The following is a 12375-nucleotide window of genomic DNA, read 5'->3' as shown; positions in this document are numbered from 1 at the left end:
TGAAAGAGCCAGATAGTAGTTGTGTAAAAGAAAATCAAGATATCATTCTAAATGCTCTCTTTAGACCAACTACTTATGGTTTAATAAAAGACGAAGGACCAATTTTGCCACAAGAGCTAATTATTAAAAATTTAAAAGGATAATTTATAAAGCTTGAAAAAAGGAAATAACAAAAAGTCCGATTAATTCTAAAACTAGGTTTTATTCACTTATTCTTGATTAAATCATCAAGAAAAATTGAATCTGAATAAAAATGTAGCTTTCATAAAATAACACTAAATGGGATGGAAGAAAAAATGGGAGATTTTTTAGCATCGGAAGTTGAAGAAATTGTTTTGAAACATTATCGCCTTAAAGTCTCAGCCAAAAAGCTACCCGGAGGTCATGATGTTAATTTTCATTTAACATGTGATGATAAAAGACAGTTTCTTTTGAAAATATCTCATCCAGAGGAACCAAAATCAGTTCTTGAAATGCAAAATGTCGCACTTCTGCAACTTAATTCAAATAAACACTTTAAAGTTCCTGATCCTCAGAAAACATTATCAGGAGATTATATTGTTATATTAGACTCTGATAAGACAGAATTTCGATATGCTAGATTATTTACTTACATAGAAGATAAATTGTTAGCAGATGAATCAAGAGAATCTCTTGATTTGCTTTCTGATTTTGGTGAAAAGCTAGGCCAATTAAGCTTAGCGCTCGATAAATTCCAGCACGCTGCAGCGAAACGTCCTTTTACATGGGATTTATTACAAGCAAACTTAATCGGTGGACATCTTTCTAAAATTAGAAATGAAAATGACAAAAAGCTCATAAAAAGTATATATGATCATTATATAGACACAATGCTTCCTGAACTAGTAAAACTCCGATCTAGCATTATTCATAATGATGTTAACCCCTGGAATGTTCTGATTTCCAACTCCACTGGTCAGTCGCGAGTTTCAGGATTTATCGATTTTGGGGATATGATTGAGAGCGCTACGATTTGCGAGCTAGCTATTGCGGTTACTTATGCAATCATGGAAAAAAAGAATCCCTTACAAGCGGCGGCTGCTATTATTGAAAAATATCACGGTATTTATCCCCTGCAAGAAGATGAAGTTGAAGTTCTATTTGATTTAATACTTATTCGCTTATGTGTTACTGTGGTGCATTCGATGCTTCGTAATGATAGCCATGATCTTAATGATACGCTTTCAATAGCTGAAGAGCCTGCCTGGAAATTATTAAGAGAGTTAAGTCAGGTAAATTCATTAGATGCAACAAGAATTTTCAAAGAAGCATGTCAGATGGAAGAATATAAAAACAGCTTTTATTTTTAGAGTACATAACCTGGCACTTGCGACAACCAGTTTATCAATGTATTTAGTGAAAGATTGGGGAATTGATAGCCCGGTTGTCTTTAACTCGTCAATCAGTCTGCGGATTCTTAAAATCCAATTATTAGCAGTTAGTACTCATGATTCATAGAGACGAGGAAGAGGGTAAAGGTAGAAGGTAGCACGCGCAGAATATTGTTAATAAGTCTGATTACTGCGATGTGTGCCGTAGGGCAGAAAGAATATGTCATGAAGAGATATTCTAGAGTGAAGCTATAAGAAAGATGATGGTAGGCCCATCGATATCGGCTTCCAAGAGCAGGTATCAAACCACCTTTAAGCGGCTGCTATTAAGAGTAGTGGTCGTGAGCGTTAAGGAAAAGTCATACTTGATTTGGCAGGTGAGGACTAGAAAGACGAATTATCCTGAACCACTGTAGACGCGTCGTTAATCAGTCAAGTGATGTCGAAACTAGGGTTGATAATAGGCTCTAGGATAAAGTTTACGGACAAACTTGGGCGCTGCGTAGACGGCATCCGGCGTATAGGTGGCGTGAGTCTAGTCTTGGCTTTCTTATGGAACTACGGGAACCAGTCGCTTTGATGTTAAGAGAGAAGTACAAATAACTAGGTTATGAGGCGAGCGTATCGATGCAAAGCACTGGGAAGGAGCTGTTCGTAGTAGCGATGAAGTAGCTGTAATGGCTATGGAGTGAAGGGGCAGCATTAGGCGGTTTAACTTACTATTCAACTGAGCAATCAGGAGGAAATAGTTGGAAAAGACAAAACCCTTTGTAATACCTAAAATGCAAGTTGTACAAGCTTATAAATTGGTGAAAACCAACGCAGGAGCAGCTGGTGTTGATAAAGAAACGCTAGATGATTTTGAACAAAAGCGAAATGATAATTTATATAAACTCTGGAACCGAATGTCCTCGGGTTGAATATCATCAGGTAGGCCTAACTGTGCTTTTGAAAGGATTTGTAATCGACTTGCTGCATGTGCTAAGGCATGCTTACGATGATCAATTGTCATCTTCTCGGATGCCTTTTACTGTAAAAAACATTTGTTCATCATTTAATTGACCGAATTGACAACGGCGTGGTTTAGTCATAATCCCTGCCATTTTTAAGAGTGTCTCTTCAAAGATATCGGCGTATTTAATACTGATGTAATAACCCATTAAAAATTGTTGCAGCGCTCTATAAAGTTGCTTATACATTTTTTTACTTCCGGTTGAGTACAGCCGCTTAAACTAAACATTACGACATATCGATGGTTAAAAAAAATGGGTATTTATACCCATATCAATAAGATCAAAAACAGATCATAATTATCTTTATTAGTACAACTTAATATGTGAAAATCGATGAAGTGGGAAAAAGTAAACGAGCAAGATTTAAGTTCATCTGACGATACCATTAAAAAATGGATGGTCGAACCTTTTATGCGAAAATTTGTTCATATAATTTACAAAAATAATGATAAAGATAGTAATTTTAACCAAATAGAAATTGTTGGTATTGAAAACGAATCTTTTGCTTTCAGTTTTGCTGGTTTCCCTGAGAAAGCACAGGCTTATTATTTCAACATGATCGAGCGGCTAAAGCAGTTTGGTAAGGAAATTGTATGGTCTCGAGAAAATGTTGATGCAAACGATGAGATGATTATTTCAATTAGCAGTATTGATTGTAATATTCGTGAGATTTTTAAGTTTCTTTTTGCAGAAAGTCAAATTGATGAAGCGATTTTAGCGATTCCTGAATTATTGGGTTTAAAGCATACTGAAGAAATGAATAAAGCGGCGGCTAGCGATTTTGCTGCAGAAGCTGCACCTTTTGAAAATTATAATTCGCTAATTGAAACAATTGAACGTCAAATCAAAAAATTCCAGGATAGCATTTCATTTTTTTCGATTGGGAAAGGCAAAAAAGCTGCATTTATAAAAGAAGCTTTGAAACATGCTATTGAAGCGATAGAAAAGAATCCACAGTTGTTTAAATCGCCAGAAGAGGTTTTAAATTATAAAAAGGATGAAGAAAGCCATAGCCTTAGAGAAGCGCTCAACCATAATCGATTACTTATTCATCGTGAAAAAACCAATACTCTTCTTGAGGTGGAACGTTTTTTGTATACAAAGAATAGTTAGGCGAAGAGGATAAAATTTAATTCAAGTTTTCGGATGCTGCAACTATTCTTTAAAAGTAAATGTAGCCCGGCTGCTTGCAGCCGGGAAGTACTCTATTTAACTTTCCTAGACACTAAAAGTAGGTTCTGACAGGCTCAAAGATTCATATTGTAGGTTGGCGATTTATTTCCCGGTTGCAAGCAACCGGGCTACATGCTATTAGACTTTGTTCCTGTCGCCAAGAATTCGTAAAAAGTTATTGTTAGCCGGTAAATTTTTTGCATAAACAGCAAAGTCATGCCGGTGTTGATGTCCTTTGCGTAAACTTAAAAAGGCGCTTTCCAGGTTGCCAGCTTTTTTTAATTCTTCAGTTTCATAAATAGGATTGTACAGGGAGAGGACATAGTCTTGCCACGACGCCTCCGTTTGCAACTGGGGAATATGGGCAACAGTGGGAAGGGTATATTCTGGCAACGCTAATTCGTACGCTGTATGAAGTTTCTGACTTAACATAATCACCGCATTCTCTTTTGCTTCAAGGCTGTGACCTGCAATATGGGGGGTGCAAAGGGTTGAAAAATTGACAATGTCTGCACGAATAGCAGGTTCATTATTATACACATCGGTGCAATAAAGGAGAGGCTTGGTTTGCTGCAACAATTCAGTCTCATTAACAATACCCCCTCGAGAAGCATTAATAATGACGGAATAAGGGCTTAATTTTTTTAGTATGGTACTGTTGATAAGATTAAAACTTGCATCATGCGGGCTAAAGTGTAAGTTAGCATGAATAGTAATAAGATCACATGTTGTGACCGCTTCGAGCGAACAACTAGTGAAAGTACGCTCACGTTTGCTTTTTGGCGGATCATAGGCAAGCACTTGCAAACCTGCACTTTGAAGACGTGCCAAAACTTTAGACCCTACTTCACCCACCCCAATGACAGCGGCTTTGGTCCCTTTAAAGTTTTTATACTGTTGCAAAAAAGCAAGGTTTGCAATGACATAATCAGCAACAGCTGTCGCATTACTTCCTCTAGCATCCATCAGTTTTATTCCTCGGGACTGGAGAAACCTCGTATCAATATGATCAGTGCCACTACTTGCTGTGGCAACATAGCGCAAATGTGAATTTGCTAATAAAGATTCTGTTACCTTTAGCGTGGAGCGACAAATTAAAATCTGCTGGCCTTCTAATAACTGAGGAAGGGAAACAGTGTCGTGATATAAAGTTAACTCAAAGGGCTTGGGAAAAGCTTTAGATAATCCAGGTAATGTCGCATCAGCAAGAATTTTCATAAATTAAATAAGGAACGAAGAAATAGTAGGGACCATTGAATGGGTGGATTAATAAGCCAGGCAAGAATCCCGGTAAACATCAGAATAATTAAAATAAAAAATCCCCAAGGTTCCAATCTTAAATAAATAGACGCAGAGCGTGGCGGCATCAGGCTTGCCACGATACGGCTTCCATCCAAGGGAGGAATAGGGATTAAATTAAGATAGGCTAATAGGAGATTAATAATAATACCAGCGCGCGCTGTCAACAAAAGGAATAAAGCAAAGTTGGATGATTGCGGATCAAGGTTTGTCGCTAATTTTAATAGTCCTGCCCAGATAACAGCCATTAGTAAGTTAGACAATGGTCCTGCTGCAGTTGTTAAAGCTACATCGCGTCGGGGATTGCGAAATTGTGAGTCATTAATCGGTACTGGTTTTGCCCAGCCAAAGACAAAATTAAATTGGCTCAATATTAAAATGGCAATGGGCACAATAATAGTGCCAATAAGGTCAATATGTTTTATGGGATTAAAGCTAAGCCGACCTAACATTTTGGCGGTTGTATCCCCTAAACGGTAAGCGACCCAGGCATGTGCTGCCTCATGAAAGGTGATAGCAAACAAGACAGGCAGTAACCAGATGGCAATTTGTTGGACAGCGGTTAATTCAGGCATGCTATCATTTATTCATTTAAATGAAGCATTCTAACGGTTGTGATAAGCAGACTCAAGGTCAAATTAAACGCATCTAATGAAAGATATGCAAGCAAATGTTTACGTTTCGCTCTTTATGCGCGGAATCCAGTGCATGCGTTGATAAAAGATTGTTGGATGTCATGCATAAAGCATCGCAAGTAGACAAAGGAAGCAATTTTGTGTGCAAAAATTAGATGCGTTTACCCCTGGGTTCAAGGTGGAATTTTATCCAAGCTTCCTATATTATCGATACTTTTTCATTCGGGCATAATCGTTTGTCTAAGTTACAATCAATTCTTCCGTTAACTTTGTTATCACTGTTGCTTTTTCTTCCTGGGATTGCCAACTTACCAGTGATTGACAGAGATGAAGCTCATTTTGCACAAGCCAGTCGACAAATGTTGCAAACGGGCAATTATTTTCAAATTCGATTTCAAGATAAAACCCGTTTTCAAAAACCACCGGGTATAAACTGGCTCCAAGCGGCCAGTGTTCGTTTATTTAGTAATGCTGATGCTACAACGATTTGGCCTTATCGCGTTCCTTCCCTATTAGGGGGGTTATTTTCTGTTTTATTGTTGTATTTCTTTGCCCGTCATTTTGTAAACCAAGGTACAGCTTTATTAGCCTCAGGTTTATTTACAACCTCATTGCTATTAATTGTTGAAACACACATGGCAGTTATTGATGCCTCTTTATTATTTTCTGTTTTATTGATGCAAGGGGCTTTGTGGCACTGTTATGAAAAGGGCATCGTGGGTGAGCGTGTCCATTGGGGATGGGCATTTTGTTTTTGGCTTGCCCTGTCTTTTGGAATGGTATTAAAGGGAGTAACGCCTTTAGTGGGTTTTTTAACAGTTAGCGCACTTTGTCTTTTTGAAAGGCGCGTTGCTTGGTTACAAGGGCTGCGTCTTTGTCGCGGCTTTTTATTATTTTTGCTGCTGACTCTGGGTTGGGTTTATATGGTCAATAACGCAGAGCATAGCAATTACCTCATGCAAATGTTACATAGGGATTTATTACCCAAATTGCAGGGAGGACATGAGTCCCATGGAAAACCTCCTTTATTTCATTTGTTAATTTTACCTTTAACGTTTTGGCCTGCCTCTTTATTTTTATGGCATGCTGGTGTTTATGCCAGTCGCTGGCATCATGAAAAAACAGTTAAATTTCTTTTAGCTTGGTTAATACCCACTTGGCTTTTCTTTGAAATCATGCCAACGAAATTGCCACAATATGTATTGCCCACTTTTCCTGCAATTGCTTTACTTTGTGCACTAGCCATTGATTCTAGTAAACAAGAGCCTCTTCCTGGTAAATGGTTGCATTTCTTACAAATTATGTGGGGTGTTTTATCAATAGGTTTGGCCAGTAGTTTTATGATTCTTCCGTATTTAGTTTTAGGAAAAATTCCTGCTGTAAGCATTGTCCTTTTTTGCGGAATAGTAATACTGACCGTTGCCAGTGTCTATTTTTCATGGTACGGTGCCTATCGTAAATCAAGTATCGCGATATTAGCTGCCGCCTTAATTACTTATCCTCTTCTATTCGGGCAACTGCTTCCTCAATTAAAGCCTGCATGGCTGACACGTAATGTAATTGAACTTGTAAAAGCAGAAGAAATTACAGTTGCAAAACCTTTATTGGTAGCCGGGTTTGAGGAACCTAGTTTGGTGTTTAATTTAAATACCAAACTAGTAAAGTTCCTCGATAGTGCCAGCGTCGAGCAACTATTAAAAACTGATTCCTCCCGGGCGGCACTGGTTAATTCCACAGTTTTAAAAGACTGGGAAAAAAAAGGGCTGCGATTATCCATTAAAGCCCATGTCGCAGGATATAATTATACAAAAGGACGTTGGCTTGAGCTTGTTTTAGTAACACAACAAAAGGAGAGTAAATAAATGTCACCATTCGATCGCTTGCTAAGAGTGATGACCAACCCTGTCGTAATGATAAGTTATGTGGGTTTGATTGTGCTGTCTTTCATGTATTTTGACAAAGCTGTGGCTGAATATTTCTATAACCTTGATGTAAGGAAGCATTTAGCGCTAGTTGGTTGGATAACCAAATTAGGTTTGGGCGTGGTCTATATGCCTACTTTCTTTATTCTGGCTGTAGTCTTTCGTTATATTGTGGTTAACAGGGAGTGGGCAGCCCGCGCTTGGTTCCTGTTTATGTGCGTTGCTATACCAAATGCGGTTTGTGGTTTTTTAAAAATACTTTTTGGTCGTGCTCGCCCTAATTTATGGATACATAATGATGTGTATGGGTTCTACGGTTTACAACTGCACGCACCTTTTTGGTCTTTTCCCTCTGGCCACACAACCACGATTATGAGTGTTGTTTTTGGTTTAAGTATTGTATTTCCCCGATATTGTTATGCTTTTATGTTAACTGGAATTACCGTTGCGTTGTCCCGTGTCTTACTGACCCATCATTACTTAAGCGATGTGTTGACTGCTGCTTATTTAAGTCTGCTCGAAATAGGAATTTTACTTTGCTTTTTGCGTCGCAAATCGTGGCTGGCACCCGCTTGGGGACATGCAGTATAATAGCAAAAATTTGATTTAACCTGGATAAAAAGAATGCTTTCAAACATGCAGCAAGATGTTTCAATAATTATACCAGTTTATAATGAGGTGGATAATGTTGAAGGGCTTTATAAAGAAATCGTGGCAGCCCTTCCTAGTGAACGCTTTATCTATGAAATTATTTTTGTTGATGACGGTAGTACAGATGGTACTACGGAGTGCCTAAAGGCATTATCACAATCTTATAGCAATTTAAAAGTGGTTTACCATAAGAAAAATTTTGGCCAAAGTGCCGGTTTGGTGAGCGGGGCTCGTGCTGCACAGTATTCTATGCTGGTCACTTTGGATGGTGATGGCCAAAACGATCCTAACGATATACCACGCCTTTTTGAGCATCTGCATGATTCGCGTACCGTGGTTTTCGGCAATCGTAAAAAAAGAGATGATAATACCTTGAAAAAACTCTCTTCCCGTATTGGCAACGGTATACGGCAGCGTCTGCTCAATGATGATTGCCCGGATACCGGTTGCAGTTTAAAACTGTTTCCTCGAGATGCATTTCTGGTTTTACCGCATTTTAATCATTTGCACCGCTTTTTGCCTGCGCTTTTTAAGAGGGCAGGGTTTAAGTTAGTTAATCTTCCTGTTAACCACCGTCCACGTTGGCATGGCGTTTCCAAATATGGCGTTATGAACCGCTTGTTTGTGGGTATCCATGATTTAATCGGTGTGCGTTGGTTATTAAAACGCCCTTGTTCACCGGAGGTTTCTAACTATGAACACTGAGTATCTTTGGCTTGGCCTTGGTTTAATTGGCCAGGGAATTTTTTCTGCCCGTTTTATAGTTCAATGGCTAGTCAGTGAGAAAGAGAAAAAAAGTATTATACCTGTGGCCTTTTGGTACTTAAGCTTATTTGGGGGATTAACACTTTTAGTGTATTCAATTTACAAGCGTGATCCCGTATTTATATTGGGTCAATCCACAGGTGTGTTCATATATGCCCGCAATTTATACTTAATACAACGGGAAAGAGCTTCTCGTTTTGCAAAGCTAAATCGAGTCGGCGAAAGAGGCTTATCCTAGCCTCTTTATATTTTTGGATATACTAGGGGCAACGTCCCTAAAAGTTCTAACAACAATTAATATTTTGCGAACCGAAAACTGATCTTAGGTTGCTGATTATTTTAAATTTTTTTCGAAATTTATAAGGAAATATCATGGCAATTGAGGCCAGTGACTTGAAAGTGGCTGACATTTTAGTTCTAAAAGATAAAGTACATAATTTTTATCGTCATGTCGCTGTAGTCACCCATGTGAACAAACAGGAAAGTATATATAAAATCATTCATTGGAGAGGAGTAGGCGAGCCTTACGGTATTACAGAAACCACACTGCCATCTGCAGAATCACTCGCTAAACGTAATGTAGAATTTGAATGTTTCAGACTTCATAATCAAGATCAAGCTTTAAAAACCACCCAAATTTTACAGCAATGGTTGTCCTGGGGGGTTCCATATGATAAGCAACGGTTTGCGCAAGCTGAATTAGCAATAAATAGATTCTTCTCTGTTTCCTCAGATTTAATGAATAATATATCTCCTAAAATAAAGGAAGAACAATTCGCAGAAAAATTAGAACTTCATCGGAAAGAAATGGAGCAATTATTTATAGAAAATTATATGGATATAGTGAAATATGCGGCCAGACGTGACATTAGCCCAGTAAGACCCAAAATGGACGGAGAAAAACAAACTGGTTTTCATTGTCTTCAGGGTATATTAATAGCGTTTCAAATACCTTATGTTCAAAACTATGTTAATTCTGTAAATGATCAATGGTTATCTAACAAATACGTAAAAACAAATACGAGTTTGAATGATAATGAACCAAGATTTGAAAATGCAAAGCAAGCTTTAAAAGAAAATTTTAATCAAGAAGAGTTTTTAGCGTCTTTTCCTTTAGCATTTAAATTACAAGCAAAATTATGTTCTATCGACACATTTAGACATGCAATGTTATGTGATGATAAAAATATAACCTACATCGGAGTTTTAAATTCATTAAAAGAGGCAGAAATTCATCCTGATCAAGAAATAATGGCACAAAATTGTCTTTTTTTTAAGAAACAAGGAAGTTTGAGAAGAGATGAATTGATGCACAAGATTGTAATTCCAAGTATTAAGTAAGGTTAACTACTAAAGAAGTAAATTTTTATATAGGGTGCTTTCTTAGCGATGAAAGTATCGATCATCCTATTGATCGAGGATATTGGTTTAAGTTTAACTTATCCTGGAGAGCTACCCTGTCAATTAAGCCCGATAAGAATAAATAGGAACACGGTCACCATGCAAAGAATTGATGTTATTCATCCTGAAGAAAAAGACATACCGATGCTTCTCGCGTTGTTTCAACAGACTGACGAATACGACCAAGCTCGACAAGCTTGGTATAAATCAAAATCTTATTATGTACTAACTTGTGTTCAAATTTGTTTAACTCATACCATCATTAAACGACCAAGTAAGCATGGAGGCCATCGCTATGAAGTCATTGACTTTAATCCTTTAGGTAAGGGAACTTATGGGGTTGTTTATCCCATTGTAGTGACTATAAAGATTACAGATAGCAATTTAATCATCAAACAGAAACCTTACGGTAAACGCCGGGTGGTTAAAGAATATCCATATAGCCCTACAAATATGGATAACGCAGTCGCTGAATATATTATGGCAAACATGACCTCTCATTCTCACCCTAAATATCCAGTGGCTTATGAAAGGTCTATCTACAGTGTGTCGCGACGCATGGAAGGACGTGATTTACTTAGCATTATCAATGATGATTTAGCAGGTAAATCCGTATTAACACTTAAGCAGCGATATAAATTAAGTCTTCGTTTACTGGAAGCTTTGCAGACTCAGGTCTTTAATGCGGGCTTGGTTCATCGCGATTTAAAACCAGAAAATATTATTGTTGATATTGCTAAAAACTCAGTGGGAGTCATTGATTTTGGTCTGGCTAAAATTGGTGAGGAAACAGTTAAAAATGATGCGGTAGGTTCCTCTTTTTATATTTCCCCTGAAGTTTACTTAAGAAAAGGGACAACTAAATTAAGTGATGTATATGCCATGGGGCGTATTCTTGCCTTGCTATGGCATATAGAACTCAGCAGTTATCAGCGTGGTCTGAGAAAAGAGCAAATACTTAATTTTGCAAGAAAGAACAATTACTCCAAATTATTCAGAGGAATTTATAAACTTAATCTACAGTCTGCAGCAATTATTAGACGTACTATAGAACAAATGACTGCTTTTGATCCCAGTAACAGGATAGACATTCAAGAGTCCTTGACTAAATTCCGCACTGCAGAAAATAAACAGTTTCTACCTGTTGCTACTAGTACAGAAGAAATTTTGTTAAGTCCTGAACCACAAAAAACCCTGGAAACCAAGGTTTCTAAAGAATCGGGGGAAGATGGGGCTTCTACTCTTATGGCAGTTAAAGAAGAAAAAAAATTGAGCTTTTTCTTCGGCACGGCGACAAAAGGTGAGGCTTTGGTCAAAATCTCACCTCCAGAGGAAAATGAAGGACTCTTATTATAAGTGGCTTGTTATTTTTACAACTCGGACCGCAATTTATTATTACTCATTGTGAGAAGAGAAATAAATGTAGCAGTAATTAACTTCACCCAGTTTGTGTGCCTGACAGAGATTTCCATTTTCAAATTCCGGTCAAATCTTTACATCTCACATTTATGGGTTAAAACGTCATCTTCTGCAATATTCGCTTTATATTGACCCTGTGCAATACTGTTCATTCTGTGAGTGGAGTAAAATAAATACTTATTTTCTCTTGGGTCTATAGAATGGATCTATTTTATTGCGGATTTCTTGATAATATTCTTTAAAACTCCATCATTTTTATTGATGCCAAAAGAGTCAGTCGTACTTAGAATGTCAGGACCATGTAAAAATATTTATAAAAAGCGAGCATACTTCAGCTGCAAAAATAGCTGCTTTTGTTTTTCGAAATCAAATTTGACGTTCTTTAATACGTACTTTGTATGTCGGGGTAGTACCATTAATAATTAAACGAATGCCGTATTTTTCCTGCTGCCTAATCAATCCATCGAAAAAAATTCAACTATACTTTAAAAGACCTTCTTGCTACAGGGCAAAAATCATGAAAAAGCCTTCTCCCGTTTCTGCAAAAAAAGAAACCAAAGAAAAAGTTAATAAAGACAAATTAAAGGACATTTCAGGAGGACGCTGTGATGTATTTCCAGCTAGGCCTTGCCAGGGTGAGCCCCGTACAATTCCGGAACCAAGACCACGTCGAGATTTTGAGTAAAACATCTTTGCCGAAAGAAAGCACATGTATAGAAGGGTACCAGTACCATTGAAAATTATA

The 12375-nt window shown here is 37.6% G+C and carries 13 protein-coding genes; 9 read left to right on the top strand and 4 right to left on the bottom strand.

The genetic code is table 11. The annotated features are described in order from the left end of the window. The first annotated feature begins 296 nt into the window (after window positions 1-296). Window positions 297-1331 carry a phosphotransferase gene (locus Ljam_RS06895; RefSeq protein WP_058449386.1) on the top strand — a complete coding sequence of 345 codons (1035 nt, stop codon included), beginning with the start codon at window positions 297-299 and terminating at the stop codon, window positions 1329-1331. 820 nt (window positions 1332-2151) lie between these two features. Here Ljam_RS06895 and Ljam_RS15165 read toward each other — a convergent pair. Then, window positions 2152-2364 carry a hypothetical protein gene (locus Ljam_RS15165; protein WP_156411918.1) on the bottom strand — a complete coding sequence of 71 codons (213 nt, stop codon included), beginning with the start codon at window positions 2362-2364 and terminating at the stop codon, window positions 2152-2154. Further along, window positions 2354-2551 carry a hypothetical protein gene (locus Ljam_RS06890; RefSeq protein ID WP_058449385.1) on the bottom strand — a complete coding sequence of 66 codons (198 nt, stop codon included), beginning with the start codon at window positions 2549-2551 and terminating at the stop codon, window positions 2354-2356. The genes Ljam_RS15165 and Ljam_RS06890 overlap by 11 nt, the downstream gene beginning before the upstream one ends. 147 nt (window positions 2552-2698) lie before the next feature. Here Ljam_RS06890 and Ljam_RS06885 point away from each other — a divergent pair, with 147 nt between their 5' ends. After that, a complete protein-coding gene (locus tag Ljam_RS06885; RefSeq protein WP_058449384.1) occupies window positions 2699-3478 on the top strand; it encodes a hypothetical protein in 780 nt (259 codons plus the stop codon). Between the two features lie 198 nt (window positions 3479-3676). On the opposite strand, the gene Ljam_RS06880 is transcribed toward Ljam_RS06885, so the two are convergent. Together Ljam_RS06880 and Ljam_RS06875 are read right to left on the bottom strand one after the other, a co-directional pair. After that, the gene (locus tag Ljam_RS06880) at window positions 3677-4756 is read right to left on the bottom strand and encodes an NAD(P)-dependent oxidoreductase (RefSeq protein ID WP_058449383.1); all 1080 of its coding nucleotides are present in this window, start codon (window positions 4754-4756) and stop codon (window positions 3677-3679) included. Beyond that, window positions 4753-5412, bottom strand: coding sequence for a site-2 protease family protein (locus Ljam_RS06875; protein ID WP_058449382.1), 660 nt, complete (start codon window positions 5410-5412; stop codon window positions 4753-4755). The genes Ljam_RS06880 and Ljam_RS06875 overlap by 4 nt, the downstream gene beginning before the upstream one ends. A 215-nt stretch (window positions 5413-5627) precedes the next feature. Here Ljam_RS06875 and Ljam_RS06870 point away from each other — a divergent pair, with 215 nt between their 5' ends. From Ljam_RS06870 to Ljam_RS15160, 7 genes are all read left to right on the top strand, one after another. Beyond that, the gene (locus Ljam_RS06870) at window positions 5628-7334 is read left to right on the top strand and encodes an ArnT family glycosyltransferase (RefSeq protein WP_058449381.1); all 1707 of its coding nucleotides are present in this window, start codon (window positions 5628-5630) and stop codon (window positions 7332-7334) included. Beyond that, window positions 7335-7985 (top strand): phosphatase PAP2 family protein, encoded by a 651-nt coding sequence (locus tag Ljam_RS06865; RefSeq protein WP_058449380.1) that lies wholly within the window; start codon window positions 7335-7337, stop codon window positions 7983-7985. 33 nt (window positions 7986-8018) lie between these two features. Continuing rightward, the gene (locus tag Ljam_RS06860; protein WP_058449379.1) at window positions 8019-8750 is read left to right on the top strand and encodes a glycosyltransferase family 2 protein; all 732 of its coding nucleotides are present in this window, start codon (window positions 8019-8021) and stop codon (window positions 8748-8750) included. Continuing rightward, window positions 8740-9048, top strand: coding sequence for a lipid-A-disaccharide synthase N-terminal domain-containing protein (locus Ljam_RS06855; RefSeq protein WP_058449378.1), 309 nt, complete (start codon window positions 8740-8742; stop codon window positions 9046-9048). The genes Ljam_RS06860 and Ljam_RS06855 overlap by 11 nt, the downstream gene beginning before the upstream one ends. A gap of 134 nt (window positions 9049-9182) precedes the next feature. After that, window positions 9183-10151 carry a hypothetical protein gene (locus tag Ljam_RS06850; protein WP_058449377.1) on the top strand — a complete coding sequence of 323 codons (969 nt, stop codon included), beginning with the start codon at window positions 9183-9185 and terminating at the stop codon, window positions 10149-10151. A 48-nt stretch (window positions 10152-10199) separates the two neighbouring features. Continuing rightward, on the top strand, window positions 10200-11567 hold the full coding sequence (locus Ljam_RS06845; RefSeq protein ID WP_082651592.1) for a protein kinase domain-containing protein: 1368 nt from the start codon (window positions 10200-10202) through the stop codon (window positions 11565-11567). A 580-nt stretch (window positions 11568-12147) separates the two neighbouring features. Next, the gene (locus Ljam_RS15160) at window positions 12148-12315 is read left to right on the top strand and encodes a hypothetical protein (RefSeq protein WP_156411917.1); all 168 of its coding nucleotides are present in this window, start codon (window positions 12148-12150) and stop codon (window positions 12313-12315) included. Window positions 12316-12375 lie beyond the last annotated feature (60 nt).

The organism is Legionella jamestowniensis (assembly GCF_001467745.1).
Taxonomy (GTDB): Bacteria; Pseudomonadota; Gammaproteobacteria; order Legionellales; family Legionellaceae; genus Tatlockia; species Tatlockia jamestowniensis.
Note: the sequence above shows the minus strand (reverse complement) of the source record. Positions and strands in the feature narration are given on the sequence as shown.